The organism is Ahniella affigens (assembly GCF_003015185.1).
Taxonomy (GTDB): domain Bacteria; phylum Pseudomonadota; class Gammaproteobacteria; order Xanthomonadales; family Ahniellaceae; genus Ahniella; species Ahniella affigens.
The window spans coordinates 2,337,216-2,360,030 of sequence record NZ_CP027860.1 but is presented as its reverse complement, the minus strand read 5'-3'; the positions used below and the strand labels follow the sequence as shown (position 1 = coordinate 2,360,030).

At 59.4% G+C, this 22,815-nt stretch carries 21 protein-coding genes; 19 read left to right on the top strand and 2 right to left on the bottom strand.

Features of this window, described 5'->3' with window-relative positions; translation table 11 throughout:
- The first annotated feature begins 36 nt into the window (after positions 1–36).
- From C7S18_RS09005 to C7S18_RS08925, 17 genes are all read left to right on the top strand, one after another.
- A complete protein-coding gene (locus C7S18_RS09005; RefSeq protein WP_106891244.1) occupies positions 37–396 on the top strand; it encodes an NADH-quinone oxidoreductase subunit A in 360 nt (119 codons plus the stop codon).
- Positions 387–959, top strand: a complete 573-nt coding sequence (locus tag C7S18_RS09000) for a NuoB/complex I 20 kDa subunit family protein (protein WP_106891243.1) — start codon at positions 387–389, stop codon at positions 957–959. The genes C7S18_RS09005 and C7S18_RS09000 overlap by 10 nt, the downstream gene beginning before the upstream one ends.
- A 3-nt stretch (positions 960–962) precedes the next feature.
- Positions 963–1,688 (top strand): NADH-quinone oxidoreductase subunit C, encoded by a 726-nt coding sequence (locus C7S18_RS08995; RefSeq protein ID WP_106891242.1) that lies wholly within the window; start codon positions 963–965, stop codon positions 1,686–1,688.
- Between the two features lie 3 nt (positions 1,689–1,691).
- Entirely contained in the window at positions 1,692–2,945 is a 1,254-nt protein-coding gene (locus C7S18_RS08990) for an NADH-quinone oxidoreductase subunit D (RefSeq protein WP_106891241.1), read from the top strand.
- A gap of 7 nt (positions 2,946–2,952) precedes the next feature.
- Entirely contained in the window at positions 2,953–3,480 is a 528-nt protein-coding gene (gene nuoE / locus C7S18_RS08985) for an NADH-quinone oxidoreductase subunit NuoE (RefSeq protein ID WP_106891240.1), read from the top strand.
- A gap of 13 nt (positions 3,481–3,493) precedes the next feature.
- Positions 3,494–4,807 (top strand): NADH-quinone oxidoreductase subunit NuoF, encoded by a 1,314-nt coding sequence (gene nuoF, locus C7S18_RS08980; protein WP_106891239.1) that lies wholly within the window; start codon positions 3,494–3,496, stop codon positions 4,805–4,807.
- Complete coding sequence (gene nuoG / locus C7S18_RS08975) at positions 4,804–7,176, top strand: NADH-quinone oxidoreductase subunit NuoG (RefSeq protein ID WP_106891238.1); 2,373 nt, start codon at positions 4,804–4,806, stop codon at positions 7,174–7,176. Before nuoF ends, nuoG begins: the two co-directional genes overlap by 4 nt.
- On the top strand, positions 7,176–8,246 hold the full coding sequence (gene nuoH, locus C7S18_RS08970; protein ID WP_425481100.1) for an NADH-quinone oxidoreductase subunit NuoH: 1,071 nt from the start codon (positions 7,176–7,178) through the stop codon (positions 8,244–8,246). The genes nuoG and nuoH overlap by 1 nt, the downstream gene beginning before the upstream one ends.
- A gap of 13 nt (positions 8,247–8,259) precedes the next feature.
- Positions 8,260–8,748: an NADH-quinone oxidoreductase subunit NuoI gene (nuoI, locus tag C7S18_RS08965; RefSeq protein WP_106891237.1), complete on the top strand. Its 489-nt coding sequence runs from the start codon at positions 8,260–8,262 to the stop codon at positions 8,746–8,748.
- Between the two features lie 7 nt (positions 8,749–8,755).
- Positions 8,756–9,376 carry an NADH-quinone oxidoreductase subunit J gene (locus tag C7S18_RS08960; RefSeq protein ID WP_106891236.1) on the top strand — a complete coding sequence of 207 codons (621 nt, stop codon included), beginning with the start codon at positions 8,756–8,758 and terminating at the stop codon, positions 9,374–9,376.
- Positions 9,373–9,678 (top strand): NADH-quinone oxidoreductase subunit NuoK, encoded by a 306-nt coding sequence (gene nuoK / locus C7S18_RS08955; protein WP_106891235.1) that lies wholly within the window; start codon positions 9,373–9,375, stop codon positions 9,676–9,678. The genes C7S18_RS08960 and nuoK overlap by 4 nt, the downstream gene beginning before the upstream one ends.
- 3 nt (positions 9,679–9,681) lie before the next feature.
- On the top strand, positions 9,682–11,730 hold the full coding sequence (gene nuoL / locus C7S18_RS08950) for an NADH-quinone oxidoreductase subunit L (RefSeq protein ID WP_106891234.1): 2,049 nt from the start codon (positions 9,682–9,684) through the stop codon (positions 11,728–11,730).
- 13 nt (positions 11,731–11,743) lie between these two features.
- On the top strand, positions 11,744–13,252 hold the full coding sequence (locus tag C7S18_RS08945; protein WP_106891233.1) for an NADH-quinone oxidoreductase subunit M: 1,509 nt from the start codon (positions 11,744–11,746) through the stop codon (positions 13,250–13,252).
- Positions 13,253–13,268: 16 nt separating this feature from the next.
- On the top strand, positions 13,269–14,741 hold the full coding sequence (nuoN, locus tag C7S18_RS08940; RefSeq protein WP_425481099.1) for an NADH-quinone oxidoreductase subunit NuoN: 1,473 nt from the start codon (positions 13,269–13,271) through the stop codon (positions 14,739–14,741).
- Between the two features lie 2 nt (positions 14,742–14,743).
- On the top strand, positions 14,744–15,667 hold the full coding sequence (locus tag C7S18_RS08935) for a hypothetical protein (RefSeq protein ID WP_106891231.1): 924 nt from the start codon (positions 14,744–14,746) through the stop codon (positions 15,665–15,667).
- A gap of 210 nt (positions 15,668–15,877) precedes the next feature.
- Positions 15,878–17,032: a bifunctional 2-methylcitrate synthase/citrate synthase gene (gene prpC / locus C7S18_RS08930; RefSeq protein WP_106891230.1), complete on the top strand. Its 1,155-nt coding sequence runs from the start codon at positions 15,878–15,880 to the stop codon at positions 17,030–17,032.
- Positions 17,033–17,464: 432 nt separating this feature from the next.
- A complete protein-coding gene (locus tag C7S18_RS08925) occupies positions 17,465–18,358 on the top strand; it encodes a hypothetical protein (protein WP_106891229.1) in 894 nt (297 codons plus the stop codon).
- A 15-nt stretch (positions 18,359–18,373) separates the two neighbouring features.
- On the opposite strand, the gene C7S18_RS08920 is transcribed toward C7S18_RS08925, so the two are convergent.
- Both C7S18_RS08920 and C7S18_RS08915 read right to left on the bottom strand, forming a co-directional pair.
- The gene (locus C7S18_RS08920; RefSeq protein ID WP_106891228.1) at positions 18,374–19,480 is read right to left on the bottom strand and encodes an SGNH/GDSL hydrolase family protein; all 1,107 of its coding nucleotides are present in this window, start codon (positions 19,478–19,480) and stop codon (positions 18,374–18,376) included.
- A gap of 10 nt (positions 19,481–19,490) precedes the next feature.
- Positions 19,491–20,891, bottom strand: a complete 1,401-nt coding sequence (locus C7S18_RS08915) for an MBOAT family O-acyltransferase (protein WP_106891227.1) — start codon at positions 20,889–20,891, stop codon at positions 19,491–19,493.
- 148 nt (positions 20,892–21,039) lie between these two features.
- Between C7S18_RS08915 and C7S18_RS08910 the strand changes: the two genes are divergently transcribed.
- Entirely contained in the window at positions 21,040–21,537 is a 498-nt protein-coding gene (locus tag C7S18_RS08910; RefSeq protein WP_106891226.1) for a TspO/MBR family protein, read from the top strand.
- Positions 21,538–21,666: 129 nt separating this feature from the next.
- Positions 21,667–22,728, top strand: a complete 1,062-nt coding sequence (locus C7S18_RS08905) for a bifunctional nicotinamide-nucleotide adenylyltransferase/Nudix hydroxylase (protein ID WP_106891225.1) — start codon at positions 21,667–21,669, stop codon at positions 22,726–22,728.
- The last annotated feature ends 87 nt before the right edge of the window (positions 22,729–22,815 follow it).

Below are 22,815 nucleotides of genomic sequence, written 5' to 3'. Positions count from 1 at the left end.
CTTTTTTTGAAGCTTTCAAAGCATAGGAAACACCCAATGGATCTGTCGCAGTATTTGCCGGTCCTGATGTTCCTGGGGGTAGGAACCATCATCGGAATCGCGCTCCTGAGTCTGGGAACGATTCTCGGGCCAAGACGCCCGGACGCCGAAAAGCTCACGCCGTATGAATGCGGCTTCGGTGCCTTCGAAGATGCGCGTATGAAGTTCGATGTGCGCTACTACCTGATGGCGATCCTGTTCATTGTGTTCGATCTGGAAATCGCCTTCATCTTTCCGTGGGCCGTTGTGTTCCGCGACCTGGGACTCTTTGGTTTGATCGAAATGGGTCTGTTTCTGGCCTTGCTCGTCATTGGTTTTGTCTACGTCTGGAAGAAAGGGGCACTCGAATGGGAGTGAAGACCGATTTCTTTCACAATCCGGTGCCGATCGGCGAAGTCGACGATATTCTGCGCCCGGATGGTGATAACCCGCTCCTGGAGCGTGGCTTTGCGCTCACGTCGGCCGATGCGCTGATCAATTGGGCACGCACCGGCTCCATGTGGCCGATGACCTTCGGTCTGGCCTGCTGCGCCGTCGAGATGATGCATTCCGGCGCTGCCCGTTTGGACTTGGATCGCTACGGCGTGGTGTTCCGGCCAAGCCCGCGGCAGTCCGACGTCATGATTGTGGCCGGTACGCTCGTCAACAAGATGGCGCCTGCGCTGCGACGCGTCTACGACCAGATGCCTGATCCGAAGTGGGTCATCTCCATGGGGTCATGCGCCAACGGTGGCGGCTACTACCACTATTCCTACTCCGTGGTGCGTGGTTGCGATCGCGTCGTGCCGGTCGACATCTACGTGCCGGGTTGCCCACCCACCGCCGAAGCATTGGTCTGGGGCATTCTGCAGTTGCAGAAGAAGATCCGCCGCACCAACACGATTGCGGATCGTTTGCCCAAGTTCCTGCAGAAGGCCTGAGCCATGACTGCACACGCCCAGTTTGCGGAACAATTGAAGACGCGTTTTGGCGAGCAGTTGCTGGCCGTGCGGGAAGCGGTCGATGTGGTCGAGATCGATGTGCGCGTCGGCGATTGGCTCGCGGTCGCGCGCAGCCTGCGCGATGACGACGCCTTTGCATTCGAACAGGCCGTTGACCTGTCTGGCGTCGATTTTCTTGGCTATGGTGATGATGAGTGGGATACGTCCAATGTCAGCGGCGAAGGCTTTTCGCGCGGTGTCGAAGGCTTTGGACCGGGGCGCTTCACCTGGGCCGAGCGCCCGGAGTCGGCGCACATTCCGAACCGGTTTGCCGTCGTCGTCAATCTCTTGTCGTTGAAGCACAACCGTCGGCTGCGCATGCGCACGTTTGCACCCGACGATGGGTTGCCGGTGGTGTCGTCGCTGCTCGATGTGTGGCGTGGACTGAACTGGTTTGAGCGCGAAGCGTTTGACTTGTTCGGCATTCTGTTCGAAGGCCATCCGGATCTCCGGCGCATCCTCACCGACTATGGGTTCATCGGCCATCCATTCCGTAAGGACTTCCCGCTGATTGGCAACGTCGAGGTGCGCTATGACGAAGCCAAGAAGCGCGTGGTCTATGAGCCGGTGAGCATCGAGCCACGTGTTGGCGTGCCGCGCGTGGTCCGCGAGGACGCCCGCTACGCCCAGGCCAAAGCCGAAGCCGCCGCTGGCAAGGCAGGGAAGTAAGCCATGCAAGAAATCCGCAACTACACCATCAACTTCGGACCGCAGCATCCGGCAGCCCACGGCGTACTGCGCCTCGTGCTGGAAATGGACGGCGAAGTGGTCCAGCGTGCCGACCCACATGTGGGTTTGCTCCATCGCGGCACCGAGAAGCTTGCCGAGTCGAAGCCGTTCAACCAAAGCATCGGTTACATGGATCGCCTCGACTACGTGTCGATGATGTGCAATGAACACGCCTATGTGCGGGCGATCGAGAAACTGCTGGGTGTCGAAGCACCGGCTCGCGCGCAAGTCATCCGCACGATGTTCGACGAGATCACGCGCATTCTGAACCACCTGATGTGGATCGGCTCGAATGCACTCGACCTCGGTGCGATGACACTGTTCCTATACGCCTTCCGCGAGCGCGAAGAGCTGATGGACTGCTACGAGGCGGTCAGCGGCGCGCGTCTGCATGCTGCGTATTACCGACCAGGCGGCGTCTATCGTGATCTGCCAGACCGCATGCCGAAGTATCAGGAATCGCGCTTCCACAAGGGCAGCGACCTGAAGCGCATGAATGCTTGGCGCGAAGGCTCGATGCTGGATTTCCTCGATGCGTTCACAGACGATTTTCCGGCGCGTGTCGACGAGTATGAGACCCTGCTGACTGACAATCGCATCTGGAAGCAGCGTACCGTTGGCATTGGCGTGGTGTCCCCTGAGCAGGCGCTTGCCTGGGGCATGTCCGGGCCGATGCTGCGTGGTTCGGGCATTGAATGGGATCTGCGTCGCAAGCAACCATACGCCGCGTACGATCAATTCGACTTCGCGATTCCAGTCGGCAAGAACGGCGACTGCTACGACCGCTACCTCGTCCGCATGGCCGAAATGCGACAGTCGAACCGGATCGTCAAACAGTGCGTCAGCTGGCTTCGTGCCAACGAAGGCGAGGTCATGCTTCGTAACTTCAAGGTCTCGCCGCCGAAGCGCGAGGAAATGAAGGACGACATGGAAGCGCTCATCCATCACTTCAAACTCTTTACGGAAGGCTATTCCGTGCCGGCTGGCGAAGTGTATTCCGCCGTGGAAGCGCCGAAGGGCGAGTTTGGCTGCTACCTAGTATCGGACGGCGCGAACAAGCCGTTCCGCGTCAAACTGCGCGCTCCGGGCTTTGCCCATTTGTCAGCGATGGACGAGATCGCCCGCGGCCACATGCTGCCGGACGTCGTTGCCTTGATCGGCACGTTCGACGTGGTGTTCGGCGAAATCGATCGTTGAGAATGTTATGAAAGCCACTGGTCACTACGAGCAAGTCAAAAATGTCGATCCCCAGGTCGTGCTGACCGCGCACACGCGCGAGCACATCGATCATTGGCTCGCCAAATTCCCGCCTGAGCGCAAGCGCTCGGCGCTGCTGCAGGCGTTGTTCGCGGCACAAGAGCAGAACCACGGCCATCTGACCGACGAACTGATCACGGCCGTCGCGAAGTATCTGGACCTGCCCGCGATCTGGGCCTACGAAGTGGCGAACTTCTACTCGATGTTCGAAGTCACGCCCGTCGGTCGCAACAATGTCGCGATCTGCACAAACATTTCCTGCTGGTTGAATGGCGCCGAGGGCATCGTCAAGCAATGCGAGCGCAAGCTCGGCATCAAGCTGGGCGAATCGACCGCGGATGGTCGCGTCTACCTGAAACAGGAAGAAGAATGCTTGGCCGCCTGTGCTGGCGCCCCGATGATGGTGGTCAATGGCCACTATCACGAGCGGCTGACGGCAGAGAAGGTCGACTCCATCATTGACAACCTTAAGTGAGCACTGGACGCCCATGGCCGTCGGTCCCGCCCCGCAAGAACACAACGTCGTTTTCACGACCCTGCATTTCGACAAGCCCTGGAGCTACGACAGCTACATCAAGGCTGGTGGCTATCAGGCGCTGAGCAAGGTCCTCACCGACCCGATCTCGCGCGAGCAGGTCATCGAAACGGTCAAGCAGTCGTCGCTGCGTGGTCGTGGCGGTGCCGGCTTCCCGACCGGTTTGAAGTGGAGCTTCATGCCGCGCAATGCACCGGGCCAGAAGTACATCCTGTGCAACTCCGACGAATCGGAACCGGGCACGTGCAAGGACCGCGATATCCTGCGCTACAACCCGCATGCCGTGATCGAAGGCATGGCGATTGCCTGTTACGCAACGAACTCAACCGTCGGCTACAACTACCTACGCGGCGAGTTCCATCACGAGCCGTTTGAGCATTTCGAGGAAGCGCTGAAAGAGGCGTACGCGAACGGTTGGCTGGGCAAGAACATCAAAGGCACGGGTGTCGATATCGACATCTATGGCGCGCTCGGTGCTGGCGCCTACATCTGCGGTGAAGAAACCGCGCTGATGGAATCGCTGGAAGGCAAAAAGGGCCAACCACGCTTCAAGCCGCCGTTTCCGGCCAACTTTGGTCTGTTCGGCAAACCAACCACGATCAATAACACCGAAACCTACGCATCCGTCCCGGCGATCATTCGCAACGGCGCGCAGTGGTTCCTCGAACTCGGCAAGCCGAACAACGGTGGCCCGAAAGTGTTTTCGGTGTCTGGCCATGTGCAAAAACCTGGCAACTTCGAAATCCGTCTCGGCACGCCATTCAAAGATTTACTGGAAATGGCCGGTGGCATGCGCCCGGGGCGTAAGCTCAAGGCTGTGATTCCGGGTGGGTCGTCGATGCCGGTGCTGCCGGCGGACACCATGATGGGCCTGACGATGGACTACGACGCGATCCAGAAGGCTGGCTCCGGTCTTGGTTCCGGTGCCGTCATCGTCATGGACGATACGACGTGCATGGTCCGTGCTTGCCAGCGCATCGCGCGCTTCTACTATGCCGAGAGCTGCGGCCAATGCACGCCGTGCCGCGAAGGCACGGGCTGGATGTATCGCATGCTGACGCGCATCGTCGACGGCAAAGCGTCGATCGAGGATGTGCACATGCTGAAACAAGCCGCAGGCCAGATCGAAGGCCATACGATTTGTGCGTTCGGCGAAGCCGCCGCGTGGCCTGTGCAGGGGTTCCTGCGCCATTTCTGGCATGAGTTCGAGTACTACATCGAGCACAAGCGCTCGATCGTTGATTCAGAAGTAGGGAAGGCGGCATGAGCGCGCAACCAGTCACTCCGAATACCCCGCCCGATATGGTGAATGTCGAGGTGGATGGTCGGCCGATGCAGGTCAAGAAAGGCTCGATGATCATTCACGCGACGGATGCCGCGAAGATCCCCGTGCCACGCTTCTGCTATCACGAGAAGCTCCCGATCGCCGCGAACTGCCGCATGTGTCTGGTCGACGTCGAGAAGGCGCCAAAGCCAGTGCCGGCGTGTGCGACCCCGGTGATGGAAGGCATGAAGATCTGGACGCAAACCGCGCGGGCATTGAACTCGCAGCGCAACGTCATGGAATTCCTGCTGATCAACCATCCGCTCGACTGCCCGATCTGCGATCAGGGCGGTGAATGCGAATTGCAGGACGTCGCAATGGGCTACGGCCGCTCCGTGTCGCGTTTTGCGGAACGCAAACGGGTAGTCGCCGACGAAGATATCGGTCCGTTGGTGGCGACCGAAATGACCCGCTGCATTCATTGCACGCGCTGCGTCCGTTTCATGAGCGAGATCGCTGGCACTTATGAGCTCGGCGGTATTGGTCGCGGCGAAAACACCGAGATCGGCACGTATATCGGCAAGTCGATCGAATCCGAGTTGGGTGGCAACATCATCGATGTGTGCCCGGTCGGCGCGTTGACGAACAAGGTCTTTCGTTTCCGTGCTCGGCCTTGGGAATTGATCGCGCGCGACGCAATTGCTGATCATGATGCGCTGGGTTCGAACCAATTCGTGCACCTTCGTCGCGGCGAAGTGCTGCGCGTCGTACCACGTGCCAACGAGGCCATCAACGAGTCGTGGTTGTCCGACCGCGATCGCTATTCGCACCAAGGATTGCTTGCCGCCGACCGCGTCACCGCACCGATGCTGCGTGATACGGACGGCGTGCTGCGTGAGGCGAGCTGGGAGCAGGCGCTCGAAGGCGCCGCCAAGTTGCTGAAGCAAGCCAAGAGCAGCAGCGCGGCGGCACTCGTTGGTTCGGCGACGAGCAACGAGGAAGGCTATCTTGTCGGCAAGGTACTCCGTGCGCTGGGTATCGAGCAGATCGATCACCGATTGCGCGTGATCGATTCGCGGCTGCAAGCTGGAACGGCGTCGCTGCCGCGTTTCCAGATGCCGCTGGCTGAGATCGAACGTGCCGGTGCCATTCTGATTGTGGGTAGCAACCCACGACTCGATCAGCCGCTGCTCGGTCATCGCATCCGCAAAGCTTGGAAGCATGGTGCCAAGGTCTTCGCCATCAACCCCATTGCGTTCGAGTTCCATTTCGACTGTGCCGACCAGTGGGTCAGCGAGCCGTCGCGGCAAGTGGCGAGTCTCGCCGCCCTTGCGAAGGCGGCCGTAGAGGCGGGCGCGGCTGCGCCGACCGCGCTTCAGAACGTGCTGCAAGGCGCGATCGCCGATGACCGCGCCCGCGCTGCCATCGCCGCGCTGCAAGCCGCTTCAAGCAAGCTCGTACTCGTGGGTGATACCGCGCACCAGCACGCCGACGCGTCGGTGCTGCGCGCGCTTGCACGCTTCATTGCGCAAGCGACTGGCGCAGCCTGTAACGAAGTCCCGGCTGGCGCCAATGCCGCAGGTCTGAATGCGCTGAATGTCTTGCCAACGTCGGGCAAGGCCGTCGGCGAGGCCCTGCGCGCGAATCCGGAAACGCTGATCCTCTATCGGGCTGAGCTGCCGTACGACGTCGCCGACATGGCCGCGGCGCAAAACGCGTTGCTGGCCGCCAAATCCGTGATTGCATTCGCCGCCTATGCGAATGATGCGCTGAAGGCTCGTGCGAATGTGATTCTGCCGATCGGTTTGACACCCGAGATCGACGCCAGTCTCGTGAACGTGGATGCCACGGTGCAGCGTCAATCCGCCAGCGCGAAGCTGCCCGGCCAGTCGCGTCCCGGCTGGCGCGTATTGCGGGCGCTCGCCGGCAATCTGGAATTGCCAGGCTTTACGTACAACGACTTTGCCGAGGTACATGCTGACGTCGCCAAGGTGCTCGCTGCGGCATCGAGCGACACGCCGGCAGAATCGACGACCCTTGCTGCGCAAAGCGAAACCGGCGATGGGCTCCGCTTGGTCGCGACAGTCGCGCCTTACTCGGTCGATGCAACGGTGCGCCGCAGCCCGGCGTTGCAGAGCACGCCGATTGCCGCTTCGGCCACGGTTGCGGTGCATCCCGCGGATGCAAAGCGACTGCAGATTCAGGACGCGCGAACAGTCAAGGTCAAGAGCGGGCAGGGCGAGGCTGAATTGGCACTGTTGGTGACCGAGCGCGTCCCGGTTGGCGCGGCTTGGATCGAATCAGCTCAGGACGCCAGTCTCAAATTGGGCGTGATGGGCAGCCCCCTGACGGTGACGCGGAGCGAGGCATGATCAGCGAATTCGTCAATCAAGTGCACGGCACCTTCATGGGTTGGTTTGTCGATTGGCCAACCACTGGGCTGTTGATCTGGAATCTGCTGAAGATCGTGGTGCTGACGCTGCCATTGATCATCGCGGTGGCGTTCTACTCGTTGTGGGAACGCAAAGTCATCGGCTGGATGCAGGTTCGCTACGGGCCGGTCTATATCGGCAAGGGCATCCTCCAGCCATTTGCCGACGTGTTCAAGCTGCTGTTCAAAGAACTGGTGATTCCGGCCGAGGCCAACCCATGGCTCTTCCGGCTGGCACCCATCCTGGCGCTAGCACCTGCGTTTGCGGCGTGGGCGGTGATTCCGTTTGATTACCAGACACGCATTGCCAACCTGAACGCCGGTCTGTTGTACCTGCTCGCGATGACCTCGATGGGCGTCTACGGCATCATCCTGGCGGGCTGGGCGTCAAACTCCAAGTACGCGTTCCTGGGCGCCATGCGCAGTGCCGCCCAGGTGGTGTCGTACGAAATCGCAATGGGTCTGTGCCTGGTCGGCGTCTTGATTTCTGCCGGGTCACTGAACCTGACAGAGATCGTCGAAGCGCAGCAAGGCAACGCGGGCATGTTCGAGTGGTTCATGTGGCCGCTGCTGCCGCTGTTCATCATCTACTTTATCTCGGGTGTCGCCGAAACCAATCGCGCGCCATTTGACGTGGCTGAAGGTGAATCGGAAATCGTTGCCGGATTCCATGTCGAATACGCAGGCTCTGCCTTCGCGCTGTTCTTCCTCGCGGAATACGCGAACATGATCCTGATCTGCTTCCTCGCGGCGTTGCTGTTCATGGGCGGGTGGTTGTCGCCGCTTCAGGGTCTGGGTATTCCGCTGCTGTCGGCCGATGGTTGGTGGTGGCTGTTCATTAAGGCCTTTATCTTTGCCTTCCTCTTTCTGTGGTTCCGCGCCACGTTCCCGCGCTACCGCTATGACCAGATCATGCGTCTGGGCTGGAAAGTCTTCATTCCGTTGTGCATTGCCTGGATCTTCGCCACGGGCATCATGGCCTATGCCGGCGTGTTCGTAGCAGGCACCTGACGGGAAGCCCCTTATGGAAAAGATCACTCGCTACTTCAAGAGTCTGTTGCTCCTCGAACTGATCAAAGGCATGAGCGTGACGGGGAAGTACTTCGTCAAGCCCAAATACACCTTGCAGTACCCTGAGGAAGTCACGCCCAAGTCCAACCGCTTCCGCGGCCTGCATGCGCTGCGTCGCTACCCGAATGGCGAGGAGCGCTGCATTGCTTGCAAACTATGCGAAGCTGTTTGCCCGGCCTTGGCCATCACGATCGACTCCGAACCGCGTGGCGACGGCCAACGTCGCACCACGCGCTATGACATCGATCTGTTCAAGTGCATCTTCTGCGGCTTCTGCGAGGAAAGCTGCCCGGTCGATTCGATCGTCGAGACGCACATTCATGAGTATCACTTCGAGCAGCGCGGCGAGAACATCATGACCAAGGCCAAATTGCTGGCCATTGGTGATCGCTACGAGCAGCAGATCGCAGAGGCTCGCGCTCAAGACGCGGCATTCCGGTGAGGCCGATATGAGTTACGACTTGATTCTGTTCTACGGATTCGCGGTGGTCACCATCGGCGCTGCGCTGGGGGTGATCCTGTCACGGAATCCCGTGCATGCGGCGCTGAGCCTGGTCTTGACCTTCTTTACGGTGGCCTGCACTTGGCTTCTGATCAAGGCGGAGTTCCTCGCGCTGGCCCTGATCCTGGTCTACGTTGGCGCTGTGATGGTGCTGTTCCTGTTCGTCGTCATGATGCTGGACATCAAAGTGCTGCCGGGCCGCGAGGGTTTTGCGAGCTATCTGCCTTCGGGCATCGCGGTTGCCGTGATCATGTTGGTCGAAGTGCTCAGTCTGCTGGGCCAGGGCAAGATGCAAGAGATTGGGCCCGCCGGCGACCCCGCAGCTGCCGCCGGATTCAGCAATACGGCGTGGCTCGGTCGCGTGCTGTTCACCGACTATGTGTTGGCGTTCGAGGTTGCAGCATTGATCCTGACCGTGGCAATCATCGCCGCAGTCGCGCTCACGCTTCGACATCGCCCGAACGTGCGCACTCAGAACCCATCTGAGCAGGCCGCAGTGCGGGCCAGTGACCGCATTCGCCTGGTCGAATTGCCGAAGCAGGCCAAGCAGGAGGAACCGACGCCATGATCAGTCTCGGCCATTATCTGGCCTTAGGCGCCGTGTTGTTCTGCATCGCGCTCGCCGGCATCTTCATCAACCGCAAGAACGTCATCATTCTGCTGATGGCCATCGAGCTCATGCTGCTCGCGGTGAACATCAACTTTGTCGCGTTTTCCAGCTTTCTCGGCGACGCGGCCGGGCAGATATTCGTGTTCTTCATTCTGACCGTCGCAGCGGCGGAGTCGGCGATCGGCCTGGCCATTCTGGTCGTGCTGTTCCGCAACCGTTCGACCATCAATGTCGAAGAACTCGACAGCATGAAGGGCTGAGTCATGAAGACCCTATTGATCATCATTGCTCTCGCACCGTTGTTCGGTGCCATCCTGGCTGGCCTGTTCGGTCGGCAGATCGGCCGCATCGGCGCGCATACGGTCACGATCGGCGGTGTGGCGCTGTCTTGCATTCTGTCGCTCTATGTCTTCAAACAGCTCGCATTCGACAACGCGCCGGTCTTTAACGAAAACCTTTACACCTGGTTCGAAATCGGCGGCTACAGCGCCCATGTCGGGTTCCTGATCGATCGGCTGACCGCCATGATGATGGTAGTGGTCACATTCGTGTCGTTGATGGTGCACGTCTACACGATCGGCTACATGGAAGAAGACCCGGGTTACCAGCGCTTTTTCTCGTACATCGCGCTGTTCACGTTCTCGATGCTGATGCTCGTCATGAGCAACAACTTCCTGCAACTGTTCTTCGGGTGGGAAGCCGTGGGCCTAGTGTCCTATCTGCTGATCGGCTTCTGGTTCAAGCGCCCGAGTGCCATTTTCGCGAACATGAAGGCGTTCCTCGTCAATCGCGTCGGCGACTTCGGATTCCTGCTCGGTATTGCTGCGGTACTCTGGTACTTCGGCTCGCTCGACTACGCGACCGTGTTTGCGAACCGCGAAACGATCAGCGGCAAGACGATCGAGATCCTCGCCGGTCACGCGTGGGCCGTGCCAACGGTCATCGGTATCTTGCTGTTCATTGGTGCCATGGGCAAATCGGCGCAGGTCCCGCTGCATGTCTGGCTGCCAGACTCCATGGAAGGTCCGACGCCGATCTCGGCGTTGATCCATGCCGCCACGATGGTGACCGCGGGCATCTTCATGGTCGCACGCATGTCGCCGCTCTATGAATTGTCTGAGACGGCATTGGCCTTCATTGCATTCACCGGCGCGACCACCGCGCTGTTCACTGGCCTGATTGGTCTGGTGCAGAACGACATCAAGCGGGTAGTGGCGTATTCCACCTTGTCGCAGCTCGGCTACATGACCGTTGCCCTCGGCGTCTCGGCCTATAACGCGGCGGTGTTTCATCTGATGACCCATGCCTTCTTCAAGGCATTGCTCTTCCTTGGCGCGGGCTCCGTGATCATGGCCATGCACCATGAGCAGGATATGCGGCACATGGGCGGGCTGAAGAAGTACATGCCCATCACTTACTGGACCGGTGTGCTCGGCACGCTGGCCCTCGTTGGAACGCCGTTCTTCAGCGGGTTTTATTCCAAGGACGCGATCATTGTTGCTGCCGAACACGCCTCGGGCTCGCACGGCGGCGTGTTTACCTACGCTTACGTCGCTGTGTTGCTCGGTGTTTTTGTCACGTCACTGTATAGCTTCCGTCTGTTGTTCCTGACGTTCCATGGCCAGGAGCGCTTCAAGGTGGTCGCGCCGGCTCATCACGAACATCATGACGGCGCCGACGCTGACGGCCACGATGATCACGACGACCATCACCACACGCCCGGCGAGCTCGCGCATCCGCCGCACGAGTCACCTTGGGTGGTCACCGTGCCGTTGGTGTTGCTGGCGATCCCGTCGGTCGCCATCGCATGGTTCTTCGCAAAACCCATGCTGCTGGGCGACTTCTTCCAGGGTGCCATTTACGTGGATCCGAGCCGTGAGCCTTTGGGCCACCTGGCGGAGCACTTCCACTCTGTCTCCGGCTTTGCAATCCACGGCCTGATGACGCTCCCGTTTTGGCTGGCGTTCGCCGGCTTTGCGCTGGCCGCGTACGTCTACCTGTTCAATCGCGAACTGGCGACCAAGGCTTACAACACGCTGCGGCCACTTGCCCGAATTCTGGAAAACAAGTACGGGTTTGATGCGCTGTACCAGGCCGTATTTGCACGGGGCAGCGTGCTGCTGGGCCGTGGGTTCTGGAAAGCGGGCGATACGGCCGTCATTGACGGCGCCTTGGTGAACGGGAGCGCTGCGCTGATCGACCGCCTGTCGCTGATCACCCGCAGCATCCAAACCGGTTTCCTCTATCACTACGCCTTCGCCATGATTCTTGGATTGATCGTGCTGCTGTCGGCTTTCCTGTGGCTCAAGTAACGGGACAACCGACATGACCGAACATCTTCTCAGTCTGCTGATCGGCCTGCCCATTTTGGGCGGTATCGCAACCATCGTGCTCGGGCGGAACAGCGCCACGACCGCGCGCTGGGTGTCGCTGATCGTTGCGTTGCTGACGCTCGCGGCGTCCATACCGCTTTATCTGGGCTATGACGCTCAGGCCGGCGGCCTGCAATTTGTCGAGTCGAAGCTTTGGATCGACTCGATCAATGCCTACTACAGCCTCGGCGCCGACGGCATATCGGTCGCCCTGATCGTGTTGACCACGTTTACCAGCGTGCTGGTGTTGATCGGCGCATGGGAAGCCATCGACGAGAAGGTGCATCAGTACACGGCGGCGTTCCTCTTCCTGGAAGCGTTGATGATCGGGGTCTTCTCTGCCACCGACGCGCTGCTGTTCTATTTGTTCTTCGAAGCGATGTTGATCCCGATGTTCATCATCATCGGTGTTTGGGGCGGGCCGCGCCGCGTTTACGCAACCATCAAGTTCTTCCTGTACACGTTCTTTGGCTCGATCTTCATGTTGATCGGCCTGATCTACCTGTACCTGCAAACGGGAACCTGGAACCTGACCGAACTCGCGGCGGCCAACATCCCGCTGACGGCGCAGACCTGGCTGTTCTTCTCGTTCCTGTTGGCGTTTGCGGTCAAGGTGCCAATGTTCCCGGTGCACACATGGCTGCCCGATGCGCACGTTGAAGCCCCAACCGGCGGGTCCGTTGTGCTGGCCGCAATCATGTTGAAGATCGGCGGTTATGGGTTTATCCGCTTTTCACTGCCCATCACGCCCGACGCGTCGCACGAGCTCGCGTGGCTCGTGATTGCGCTGTCTCTGATTGCGGTCATCTATATCGGCTTTGTTGCCCTGGTGCAGGAAGACATGAAGAAGCTGATCGCCTACTCGTCGATCTCGCACATGGGCTTTGTGACGCTGGGTACCTTTATCGCATTCACGCTCGCGCGCGAATCTGGCGCGACGGACGCAGCACGGCTCGGCCTGCAGGGCGCCATGGTGCAAATGGTGTCGCACGGTTTCATCTCGGGTGCCATGTTCTCGTGCGTCGGCGTCCTGTATGACCGCGTGCACAGTCGCATGATCAAGGACTACGGCGGCGTCGTGAACACGATGCCCTGGTTCGCGGCGTTCTTTGTGTTCTTTGGTATGGCCAACAGCGGTTTGCCAGGCACCTCGGGTTTCGTCGGCGAGTTCATGGTGATTCTGGCCAGCTTCCAGGCCAGCCCCTGGATTGCTGCGGCTGCCGCCGTCACGCTGATTGTAGGCGCGGCCTACACGCTGTGGCTCGTCAAGCGCGTGGTGTTTGGTGAAATCGGCAACGATCACGTCCGTCATCTCACCGATATCAACGCTCGCGAAGCGCTGATGCTGGGGGCATTCGCGATCGCGGTGCTGCTGGTCGGCGTGTGGCCAGCGCCGCTGACCAACCTGATGGACAGCTCGATCAACGAAGTGGTTGCGCAGCTGCTGCGCGTCAAAGTTTGAGGAACGACCCGTGACGATTGCCAACCCCATACCGAGCCCTGTGTCGATGCTCGACTTCTGGGCCATTCTGCCCGAAGCGTTCCTCGCGTTGTCGGCCTGCATTCTGTTGCTGGCCGATCTGTACATCCCAAAAGACAAGAAGGCCGCGACGCACTATCTTAGTCTCTTGGTGCTGGTCATCACCGCCGTTCTGGTCTGGCGCAATGGTCAGGACGCTTCGCTCTTTGGCAGCGCTTTCAGCGGCATGTTCGTACGTGACGGTGTGGCCACAATCGCCAAATTCTTCATTCTGGTCAGCTCATCACTCGTCCTGGTCTATGCCAAGCCGAGCCTGGAAATGCGCGGGCTGATGACCGGCGAGTACTACCTGCTGATTCTGTTCTCCGTCTTGGGCATGATGTTGATGGCGTCCAGCGGCTCCATGCTGACCATCTACCTGGGGCTCGAACTGCTCGCACTGTGCTCTTATGCACTGGTCGCGTTGGATCGGGACAACGGGCTGGCTTCAGAGGCGGCCATGAAGTATTTCGTGCTTGGCGCGATGGCCTCCGGCATGTTGCTGTATGGCATGAGCATGGTCTATGGCGCGACTGGCACACTGGACCTGACGGGCATCCGCGGTGCGATCAATAGCAACATGCTGCATCCAACGCTCGTGTTGTTTGGGATCGTGTTCATCGTGATCGGTATCGCGTTCAAGTTTGGTACGGCGCCGTTCCACATGTGGGTGCCGGACGTCTATCAGGGCGCCCCCACAGCGGTCGCGCTGTTTGTCGGCAGTGCGCCGAAGATCGCAGCGTTTGCGATGGCTTACCGTTTGCTGGAAAACGCGCTCGGCAACGCGTCGCAGCATTGGGCGAACATGCTGGCCGTGTTGTCGTTGCTGTCGTTGATTCTCGGCAACCTCATCGCCATCGCGCAGACCAACTTCAAACGCATGCTGGCCTACTCAACGGTCAGCCACGTCGGTTTCCTGGTGCTTGGTTTGATTGGTGGCGGTGTCGTGGGTTTTTCCGCTTCGCTATTCTACGCCATTGGTTACGCCATCACGGCAGCGGCAGCGTTCGGTCTGATTGTGTTGATGTCGCGCTCCGGGTTCGAGGCCGAGAACATCGAAGACTTCGCGGGTCTGAACAGTCGGAACAGTTGGTACGCGTTCCTGGTGCTCGTGGTCATGGGCTCATTGGCTGGCGTGCCGGGCTTCATCGGCTTCCTGATCAAGCTGGAAGTGCTGATGGCTGCAATCAACGGCAAGTTCTTGTGGCTGGCGCTGATCGCTGGTGCATTCGCGGTGGTTGGCGCGTTTTACTACCTGCGTGTGATCAAAGTCGTGTATTTCGATGCGCCAAAATCCGACGCCGCGCTGGTCGTCCCGAACGACTGGGTGTTCCGCACGGTACTCGGCCTGAACGTGCTGGCGTTGATTGGTCTTGGCCTGTTTGGCGGCCCGCTGCTGTCCTGGTGCCAACGGGCTGTTGCCGGAATTTGAAGATGAAGCTTGGGTTCCTTCTTGGCTCCGCGCTGCTGATCGGTAGTGTCTCCGGGGCGGTGTCTGCACAGGACCGTGTGGAGGTGCTGGTGGCGCCTAACGGCTCGCAGTTGGTTGATGTTCAGTTTCAGAACACCAGTGCATCGGTTCAAGACATCCGATACTTTGCAAATGTGCCGGATAGTTTGAGCAACCACACTGTTTTCGCCAGCGGAGCCTGTTCCGCCAATTATTCTGGCGGAAATCAAATCTTCATCCTTGCGACCGCAGTACCGCCAAATACAACCGTCAACTGCCAAGTGCAGGTGTCGCGTGACGGAGCGCCGGTGGCAGGCGGCGCGACCTTGGTCTTCCAGCGGTTTTCTCTTGGGTCGGCTTCGATGCATCCGACGACGTGGCAGATTGGTCCGCAAGCAGACCTGCAAGTCACGATGCGGCAAGTTGCGCCATTCCCGAACCAGGAAGATCAGCTCGCACACCTTGAAGTCACTGTTACCAATCCTTCTGATCACGATCTCGGGCGAGTAGATCTCGGCCCTTGCCCTTTATTGGGGTCTGGTGTCATCGCGCACCCACTTCTGAGCGCGTCCCCTGGTGCGTGTCTACCGGCTCTTGATCCGGCCGGAGACAATTGTTTCTCCTACGCTTATCTGGAGTCGTTGCCGGCGCGTTCGTCACGTGTTTGCTACTTCGAGCGGCCGGTGAATGCGACGTCCGACCGACTGTCGCAGGCCCGTATTGTCCAATTTCAAGGTACTGCGGCGCCTAGCTATTTCGTTCATGACAGCAATTTCGAGAACGATTTTGCGACGCTCACCGTTTTGCTCGGAGCGACCCCAATTCCGGGACTGAATCAGGTTACAGCGCTAGTGCTGCTGTTTGGAGTCCTTTTCATTGCTTGGTTTTGTTTGACCGTTCGCCGCTGAGGAGCCTCTGAGCCGGTTCAGAGGCGATGCGGGACATGGATGGCACGCCCAGAGTCAAACACGTCAGTGCGTGATTCTGAGGCAAAGAGTCCGGATCCCGGCCTTCGTCGGGGGCAGCTGCCGGACTCATTGCGGGTCTGAAAGTCCAGGATGGACTGACTCAGACTCTCCCTAAAGAATTCCTGCGTCAATATTTGGAGTCTCCCGACCATGAGCGATTCACCCGCAAACAATCTGCCCAAGCCGAAAAAGTCGGTTGCGCTATCCGGCGTCGCCGCTGGCAACACGGCCATCTGTACAGTCGGTCGCAGCGGCAACGATTTGCATTACCGCGGGTACGACATCAAGGATCTCGCCGAACAGACCACATTTGAGGAAGTTGCTTATCTGCTGGTTCATGAGCATCTGCCCAATCAGGCTGAGCTGAACGCGTATCGCAACAAGCTCAAGCGTCTGCGCGGCCTGCCACCTCAGGTTAAGGCGGCGCTGGAATTGCTTCCGGCTGCGACGCATCCGATGGATGTCATGCGCACGGGCTGCTCGGTGCTTGGTACCGTGCTGCCGGAGAAGGAGTCGCGGCCCATCAACGAAGCGCGCGACATTGCCGACAAGTTGATGGCGAGCTTCGGCTCAATTTTGCTGTACTGGTATCACTTCAGCCATCATGGTCGTCGCATCGATGTGGAAACAGAGGATGACACCATCGCCGGACACTTCCTGCATCTGCTGCATGGCAAGAAGCCGAGTGCGCTGCACACGCGTGCCTTGGATCAGTCGCTGATTCTGTATGCCGAGCATGAGTTCAACGCCAGCACGTTCACCGCGCGGGTAATCGCTGGTACCGGTTCCGATTTCTATTCGGCAATCACCGGTGCGATCGGCGCGCTGCGTGGCCCGAAGCACGGTGGCGCCAACGAAGTCGCAATGGACATCATTGCGCGCTACCGCAGTGCGGATGAGGCCGATGCCGACATTCGTGCGCGCATGGAGCGCAAAGAGATCATCATCGGCTTTGGCCACCCGGTCTACACGATCGGTGACCCGCGCAACCCGATCATCAAGGAAATCAGCCGCAGCCTGTGCCAGGACGGTGGCAACATGCGGCTGTTCGACGTCAGCGAACGCATCGAAACGTTGATGATGGACCTGAAGAAGATGTTCCCGAATCTCGACTGGTTCAGCGCGTCGAGCTATCACATGATGGGTGTGCCGACGGCGATGTTCACCCCGCTGTTTGTGATCGCGCGGACGTCCGGTTGGAGTGCGCATGTGATCGAGCAGCGAATCGATGGCAAGATCATCCGCCCGAGTGCGAACTACATTGGTCCGGACGACCGCGAATTGCCGGCCATTGGCGCGCGCTGAGCGGGCTGGGATTTAGCCGATTGGAGCGGTCATTGGCCGCCGTCACAGTCGGGTAGTCGCACGACAGTTTGAGGCGCGAGTCTCGGTTGGATCTCACCAGAGGCCATCTCATTGCCGTCATCCCGACTTGCGTCGGGATGACGACAACAGAGTAAGCCGTCTTGCGATGGCGTCAGACGCCATGTGTGCAGGCGCCAAAGCCGGTTTCACACACTCTGTTTCGCTGGTCTGACGGCGAGTAGGCCGAGCGCTAGCGCCGCCTCGGGACAACAGTTTGATACGCGAATAAGCACACCTTCGTTGCGACTGGCACTCGCACGCGAGTGGGACCGAGTTAGGGTAAGGGCTACTTGCAATCAGCTTGGCGATCACACGCAAATCGCTCAGCAAGGCAGAATAATCAGCTATCGTGCGTCAGATGAGAGGTTCGCCGTGCGCTCCGAATCGACGTCATCCAGCCAGGTCACCATCACCACCGATTTCGAACGGCGGTATCGCCAACACGCCGCCGGCGCGCTGTCCCGACTGACTCCAGCCATTCTGCGTGCGCAGGCTTGGAACATGGTCCACTGGAGCCTGATTGCCAGCAGTGGCTTGTTTGGGCTCTACCAACTCGGATGGTCGCCGCTGTCGCTATTGCTGTTGTTGGTCGCGGGGCACAGCGGCGGCGTGCTGGCCGAAGCATTGAAGTGGTTGTTGTTCCGGACCGAATACCGGGCTGCGGTCGACACTGAGAACGAAGACCGCCTCGTGTGGGCGATGGTCATGGCATACCGGAAAGGCGAGAAGCGGATTTTCGCGTCCGCACTCCAGCAAACTGATCCGGGTCAGAGCGTCATGGTCGACAGTTATGCGATGGCAGCAGCCATCGCGCTCCTCGGTTTGCAGCTGCGTGCCCTGGGCCTGGAGCCCGCGGCATTGTTCGAGGATCGCTGGTGGCTGCTCAATGCAATACTCGCCATGCTCTGGCCATTCCTCGGGCTTTTCGACCTTCAGATGGCTCGACAAAGCGGCGCGCCCATCGCCCACCAGCAGTTCCAACCAGGTGGCCGCGGCATGGGCTTGCTGCTGGTTGTCGCGATGTTTCTATGGCTCTCGGACGCTGCCGAGTCGGTGCGTACGTTGATGATGGTGATCTTTGTCGTGACCATCCTGGTAGCCGTGCTGGCAGGGTTTGGTCTGAAGGTCATGGCGGATCAACGGCGCTGGCTGGCTGCAAACTTGCCCGGTGCGAATATGCCCGCGCCGATCAAAAAAGCGGCAGCGCCATCGGTACCGACCGCGTCGCTGCGTCCGTCCCGTTCACGACCGCGCCGCAAGAAGTAGGTTCACCGAACGGCGTTACAACTGCCGCTGATACAGCGCGCGATCCAGTTCAGGTAACAGATTCTCCGTCAGCGCCCGCGCACCCAAACCGTTCTGGTGGTGCAGATCGATGAACACATCGCAACGCGTCTTTTGGTCCACGTCGAAGAACTCCGTGCGATCAATCAGGACGATCTCACCACTTTCTGCAAGCGGGTCCAGTATCTGATGCGCCCAGCGTGCGCCGCCAAGTGCGGTGATCGAATCGCGCCAGTGATGGGTCGTCGGTAGCAGCACAATGACGGGTGGCTCGGGCCAGTCCAAGCTTCGAATCGCAGTTTGAATCGCCGCGCGCGTCTCAGCGCGGTCTGGTGCCAATGGCTCGGTCAGGTTGGACCAGTCCACGCGCGCACCAGTAGGCGCAAACGTTCGGCATGCGTTCTGAAAGGCCGCGCCATCAGGCGTTGTGGGCACGGTATTCAGGCACTGGTCCAGGCTATCCCAGGGCAGGGCACAAACATCGCGGTTCGTTTCCGGATTCTCATCAAAACGATAGGGTTTGTTGGCTGCAAACCATTGGTTGGTCGTCAGACGCTTCCTCGGGTGTGCCAGAAAGTCGCGGACATCCTGGCGATAGGCGAACAGCGCCGACCACGCGCCGTAGCTGGACAAATCGTTCCGATCGAACTGGAACTGGTAGAGCGCCGGACGACTCAGGACCGGTCGGAAGGGTTGCGCAATGGCCAACTCATAACTGCCATTCTTGGGGTACTGAAAGTCGAGATACGACAAACCGATAACGCCGCCTTTCAGTTCGGGATGTCGTTTCCGCAACCACTCGCTGATCGTCGTGATCGTCAGCCAGTGCGAGCCGGGCTGCGACAGATTCAAATGCGAGCGTCCACGCGATTTTGCATGCTTGAACAGCAGGCCATGATCGAATCCGTATTCGGCACGCGACGAGCCGAGTGTGATGTAGTCGATCGGCCCCGACCATTCCGCGACCGCCTGCTTGGCGCGGATGCTGGTGCCGCTGTGACTGTCGCGCGCAGCAATTGGCTCCCAGGCACCGAGTCGGAACAGGATTTCGATCAGCAGCAGAAGCAGGAGCGGACCAATGATTCGAGGCAGAAGAAAGCGCATGGGTCTGGCCTCAGAATTGGAAGTAGATGAATGGCGCCGCGGTTTGCGGCGTGAACAACACCAACGTGAGAATGGCGGCTGTGGTAACGGCGACATGCAATGCCCAGTGGCCTGCGCCGATCCGGTGCTTGAGATCGAATTTGGCGAAGACCCATTGGACACCAAGCAGAAACGCAAGAATCGCGAGTCCATTCACAGCGCCTTGATTGAAGCCTTCCGCGACAATTCCGCCGATCTGATTCAGCACTTGCAGGGCGCCCGCAAACGTGTCGGCACGGAAGAACACCCAAGCCAGGCAGACGAGGTGGAATGTCACGAACCAGCGCAGCAGTTTTGCAGGCAGGGCCTCGCTCTGCCAACCCGGAATTCGATTCAGGACCAGGCGCTCAATGACCAGATACGAGCCATGCAACGCCCCCCAGATGACAAAGTTCCAACTGGCGCCGTGCCACAGGCCGCCAAGCAGCATGGTCAGAAACAGGTTGATATAGGTTCGCGACACGCTGATCCGGTTGCCGCCGAGTGCGATATACAGGTAGTCGCGCAGCCAGCGCGACAAGGTCATGTGCCAACGTCGCCAGAAGTCCTGGATCGACAGGGCCATGTATGGGTAATTGAAGTTCTTTGGAAACTCGAACCCAAACAGCATCGCGATGCCAATGGCGATGTCGGTATACCCGGAGAAATCAAAGTAGATCTGGAACGCAAACGCGTACACCGCCATCAGGGTGTCCCAACCCGAATGGGCTCCGGGGTTCGTCCACACCGGGTCGCCCACTTCGGCCAGCGTATCGGCGAACACCACTTTCTTGACGTAGCCGAGCGCAATCAGGATCAGGCCGTAGCCAATGCCCTTCAAAGGAATGGTCTTCGGGCTGTCGAGATCTTTGAAGAACTCACTGGCACGGACGATTGGGCCGGCTACCAATTGCGGGAAGAACGCTACGAACAGGGCATAGTCAAGCAGGCTCTTGCGTGGTTTCAGATCGCCCCGATACACGTCGATCGTGTAGCTCATGCTCTGAAATGTGTAGAACGAGATGCCGACGGGCAGGAGCACGTCGATCGCATTGAAACGAAAGGCGGCGTCCAGTGCCGAGAGCCCCCAATTCGCCGAGCTGAGCGCAAAATTCGCGTACTTGAAGAACGCCAGCACGCCGAGATTGATGATGACCGACGCGACAATCCAGCGTTTGACGTGCGGCGTGCGATCGAGCTTCAGCCCGATCCAGAAATCGAACACGGTGCTGAACATGATCAGCCCGAGGTACATCCAGTTCCAGCTGCCGTAGAAGTAGTAGCTGGCCGCCAGCATGGTCACGCGCCAAAGCGTGGAATAGCGCTGCATCGGCAAGGTGACCAGAAAGACCACCAGGAAAAATGCAACGAAGTGCCAGGAGTTGAAGTTCATGCCATGACCGGAGCGCAGGATAACAGGCCATTATCGCCCATTCCGGCAACCCGGGGCAGGGGGAGCTGCTCGCACTTCGCACGGTCTTGTCGACTCCTGCACGATCGGCACCCGATCCTTGTCGCTTCAAATCAATTGGAGTTCCGTTATGAGTCCACCGCGTCCGCTATGGCAATCTGTCCTCGGACTATGCTCAGCATTGGTGTGCTGCTTCGGCGTTGCGGCGATCGGGGCATTCGGGTCGATGAATGCGCCGAGTTTCTACACGCAGTTGCAGCAGCCGAGTTGGGCGCCCCCGGCTTGGCTGTTTGGCCCGGTCTGGACGGTTCTGTACGCGCTGATGGCGGTTTCAGTCTGGCGCGTATGGCAATTGGCGGTTCCCGGCAAGTCGGGTCGCGCGGTACTCTGGTTCAGTGGGCATTTGGTGCTGAATGGGTTGTGGAGCTGGGTGTTCTTCGCCTGGCAGGCCGGCGGCTGGGCGATGGTCAACATCACCGCGCTTTGGCTCAGTATTGCACTCTGCATGCGGCTCTTTTGGCCGATCAGTCGGGCGGCGTCGCTGTTACTGTTGCCGTATCTGGCCTGGGTAACGTTCGCATCGGTGCTGAACTGGGCCATGTGGCGATTGAATCCCGGCTTGCTGTAATTCACGCATTTGGCGATGAATGGTTGTTGAAGGCGGTCGCATTTTCCCTTGGCAAGCGCTGATCCTGACCTATACTGCTGGTGTCGGTGGATAGACCACCGGCATCCTTTTTAGCCGTGAGGGAGTCTCATGGAACAATACGACTATTTGGTGTTCATCGGGCGCTTCGAGCCCTTTCATAACGGCCATGCTGCGGTTGCACGATACGCGCTTGGCAAAGCCCGAAAATTGATCGTCCTGATTGGCTCGGCCGATATGCCGAGAACCGTCAAGAATCCTTGGTCCGTTGCCGAGCGCGCAGTCATGATTCGTTCGACCATGGGCGACGCGGCTGGCCGGCTGATTATTCAGCCGCTGCGCGATCACCTGTACAACGAGGCGCAGTGGATCGCCTCGGTACAGCGGCTCGTGCACGAGGCGATTCGCAAAGACCTGGGGGCCGACCCGGTAGGCGAATTGCGGATCGGTCTGATCGGCAAGCAGAAAGACCCGTCCAGCTACTACTTGCAGGAGTTCCCACAGTGGCGACTGGTCGACGTGCAGCACACTGAAACGTTGTCTGCGACCGAGCTGCGCCGCTATCTGTTCGAGGCGGGCAATGTGAATGTGCACGGCGGTTTGCTGATGTTGCGCGGTAACGTGCCGGAGCCCGTGTTCGAAATGCTGGAGGCATTCCGCAAGTCGTCACCGGCATTTTCGCAATTGGTATCCGAGTATCAGTTCATCGAACAGTACAAGGCGGCATGGGCGGATGCGCCGTATGCGCCGACGTTTGTCACTACAGATGCCATCGTCGTGCACTCCGGGCATGTGCTGCTGGTCCGGCGCCGCGCCGAGCCTGGCAAAGGGCTGTGGGCCTTGCCGGGCGGTTTTGTGGGCCAGACCGAGACGCTGTTCGATGCGTGTATCCGGGAACTGCGCGAGGAGACGCGCCTGAAGCTGCCGATTCCGGTGCTCCGGGGTTCCTTGAAGAACAGCCACGTGTTTGATCATCCCGAGCGGAGCGCTCGTGGTCGCACGATTACCCATGCGTTCCATTTCGATTTCCCTGCTGGTGAACTGCCAGTGGTCAAGGGCGGCGACGATGCCGACAAAGCACGCTGGATCCCAGTCAGCGAGGCACTCGAAATGGGGCCCCAGCTGTTCGAGGACCATCTGCATATTCTCGAGTTCTTTTTAGGTCGCAGTTGAGCGACAGCCTCGCTACGACGGGACACCGTGCGGGGCGCCTGCAATCAGTGAGCAGGGCAATCAGTGTGCCATCCAGAAAACGCTCAG